The 2,350-nt window shown below is 73.3% G+C and carries 2 protein-coding genes; both read left to right on the top strand.

Annotated features, from left to right (window positions below; genetic code table 11):
• Nucleotides 1–792, top strand: a 792-nt coding sequence (locus AB0I73_RS41060; protein WP_363045478.1) for a beta-ketoacyl reductase, incomplete at its 5' end; no start/stop codon positions are given.
• Between the two features lie 25 nt (nt 793–817).
• Nucleotides 818–2,350: beta-ketoacyl synthase N-terminal-like domain-containing protein (locus tag AB0I73_RS41055; RefSeq protein WP_363045479.1), on the top strand; the 1,533-nt coding region annotated here is incomplete at its 3' end.

Below are 2,350 nucleotides of genomic sequence, written 5' to 3'. Positions count from 1 at the left end.
GCCAACACCTACCTCGACGCCCTCGCCGAGCAGCGCCGCGCCCGCGGCCTGCCCGCCACCTCCCTCGCCTGGGGCCCCTGGGCCGGCGGCGGACTCGCCCAAGGCGAGGCGGTGGAGCAGCTGGAGCGGCGTGGCCTGACCCTGATGGACCCCGACATCGCGATCGCTGCGATGGAGCAGGCCCTCGCCCTGGGCACCCCGTGCTCGACCGTCGCGGACGTGGCCTGGGAGAAGTTCGCGCCGTCGTTCACCGCACTGCGTCCCAGCGCCCTGCTGAGCGAACTGCACGACCTGCAGCACCGCACCACCACCGGGTCTGACAACGACGCGGAGGCGGAGCGGGAGGCGTCCGCCGCGTTCCGCGAGCGGCTGATCTCCGTACCGGCCGACGAGCAGCGGCGCATCCTGCAAGAGCTCGTACGGTCCGAGGCCGCACGGGTGCTGGGCCATGGGACCGCTCACGCCGTCGAGGTCGACCGGGCGTTCCGGGACCTCGGCTTCGACTCGGTGATGGGCATCGAACTGCGCAACCGCCTCAACGAAGCCACCGGCCTCGACCTCGAGTCGACGATCGTCTTCGACGAACCGTCGTCCGAGACGCTCGCCGAGCGGCTCCGCCGCGAACTGGTGCCCGACACGGACGACGACGGCCACGACGACGCGCTCGACGGAACACCGACGGACCTCGCCGCCGCGGCCTTCGACGAGGACCGCGCCGACCGCAGCGACGAGATCAAGGCCATGGACGTCCAGGACCTGATCCGCATGGCAATGGAGACGAACAACCCATGAAGGCGCGAGCGTACAGAGGGAAGAGCTGATGGACTCGGGTACTGACCAGATCGTCGAGGCGCTCCGCTCCGCCCTGGTGGACAACGAGCGGCTGCGGCTGCTGAACCAGAAACTGGCCGACGCGGCCACCGAGCCCGTGGCCGTCGTCGCGATGAGCTGCCGGCTGCCGGGCGGCGCCGTCTCCCCGGAGACGCTGTGGCAGCTGGTGTCCGACGGTACGGACGCCGTGTCGCCGGTCCCCGACGACCGCGGCTGGGACCCGGCGTGGCTGCGGGCCCCCGGCGAGCCGGACGATGCCCCGATCTCCCTGGAGGCCGGTTTCGTCCACGACGCGCCGCGGTTCGACCCGGCGCCGTTCGGGATCAGCCCGCGCGAGGCCCTGGCCATGGACCCGCAGCAGCGCATGCTGCTGGAGTCCACGTGGGAGGTGCTGGAGCGCGGCGGCTTCGACCCGGCCTCGCTCAAGGGGTCGCGTACGGGCGTCTTCGTCGGCTGCTCCGCCTCCGGTTACAGCGCCACCATGTACGGCGACGCGCAGGGCAGCGAGTCCTACCTGCTGACCGGCACCGCGGGCGGCGTGCTGTCCGGCCGCCTGTCGTACACCTTCGGCCTGGAGGGCCCGGCCGTCACCGTGGACACCGCCTGCTCCTCGTCGTCCGTGGCGCTCCACCTGGCCGTCCAGTCGCTGCGCCGGGGCGAGTGTTCGCTCGCGGTTGCCGGCGGCGCCGCAGTGATCGCCACGCCGGGGGTCTTCGCCGAGTTCAGCAAGCAGGGCGGTCTCGCCGGCGACGGCCGCTGCAAGGCCTTCTCCGCCGGGGCCGACGGCACCGGCTGGGCCGAGGGAGTGGGCATGCTCCTGCTGGAGAAGCTCTCCGACGCCCGCCGCAACGGCCATGAGGTCCTCGCGGTCATCCGCGGCTCGGCGGTCAACCAGGACGGCGCCTCCAACGGCCTGACGGCACCCAGCGGTCCGGCACAGCGCCGCGTCATCCGCGCCGCCCTCGCCGACGCCCGGCTCACCGCGGCGGATGTGGACGTGGTCGAGGCGCACGGCACGGGTACGACACTCGGCGACCCGATCGAGGCCCGCGCCCTGCTCGCCACGTACGGCCAGGAGCGGCCGGAGGACCGGCCGCTGTGGCTGGGCTCCCTGAAGTCGAACATCGGTCACCCGCAGGCCGCCGCCGGTGTCGCGGGCGTGATCAAGATGGTCATGGCGATGCGGCACGGCATGCTGCCGAAGACGCTGCACGCCGACGAACCGTCCCCGCACGTCGACTGGGCCGCAGGCGCCGTCCGGCTGCTCACCGAGGCCCGCCCGTGGCCGGAGACGGGCCGGGCGCGCCGCGCCGGTGTGTCCTCATTCGGCATGAGCGGCACGAACGTGCACCTGATCCTGGAGCAGACGCCGGAGGACGAGCCCGCCACCGAACCGGAGACCGAGCCCGCGACAGCCGGGCTCGCCGCCGTGCCGTGGGTGCTGTCCGCCAAGAGCGAGCAGGCGCTCGCGGCGCAGGCCGACCGGCTGCTCGCCCACCTCCGTGACCACCCCGCCGCG

This window comes from Streptomyces sp. NPDC050388 (assembly GCF_040655635.1).
Lineage (GTDB): Bacteria > Actinomycetota > Actinomycetes > Streptomycetales > Streptomycetaceae > Streptomyces.
The sequence above is the reverse complement of the archived record's forward strand: the minus strand, read 5'-3'. Positions and strand labels throughout refer to the sequence as shown.